1 rRNA gene is annotated in these 692 nt (G+C 51.9%); it reads left to right on the forward strand.

The features are described 5' to 3' along the window. Positions 1 to 680 (forward strand): 16S ribosomal RNA (locus tag HMPREF3138_RS11520); the annotation flags it as partial. Positions 681 to 692: the final 12 nt, after the last annotated feature.

A 692-nucleotide genomic window follows, 5' to 3' on the forward strand; every position in this document is an offset into this window, starting at 1 on the left:
TAACGCGTTAAATCGACCGCCTGGGGGGTACGGCCGCAAGGTTAAAACTCAAATGAATTGACGGGGGCCCGCACAAGCGGTGGAGCATGTGGTTTAATTCGATGCAACGCGAAGAACCTTACCTACTCTTGACATCCAGAGAACTTTCCAGAGATGGATTGGTGCCTTCGGGAACTCTGAGACAGGTGCTGCATGGCTGTCGTCAGCTCGTGTTGTGAAATGTTGGGTTAAGTCCCGCAACGAGCGCAACCCTTATCCTTTGTTGCCAGCGGTTCGGCCGGGAACTCAAAGGAGACTGCCAGTGATAAACTGGAGGAAGGTGGGGATGACGTCAAGTCATCATGGCCCTTACGAGTAGGGCTACACACGTGCTACAATGGCATATACAAAGAGAAGCGACCTCGCGAGAGCAAGCGGACCTCATAAAGTATGTCGTAGTCCGGATTGGAGTCTGCAACTCGACTCCATGAAGTCGGAATCGCTAGTAATCGTAGATCAGAATGCTACGGTGAATACGTTCCCGGGCCTTGTACACACCGCCCGTCACACCATGGGAGTGGGTTGCAAAAGAAGTAGGTAGCTTAACCTTCGGGAGGGCGCTTACCACTTTGTGATTCATGACTGGGGTGAAGTCGTAACAAGGTAACCGTAGGGGAACCTGCGGTTGGATCACCTCCTTACCTAAAGATATT

Source organism: Serratia sp. HMSC15F11, from assembly GCF_001808215.1.
GTDB classification, from domain to species: domain Bacteria; phylum Pseudomonadota; class Gammaproteobacteria; order Enterobacterales; family Enterobacteriaceae; genus Serratia; species Serratia nevei.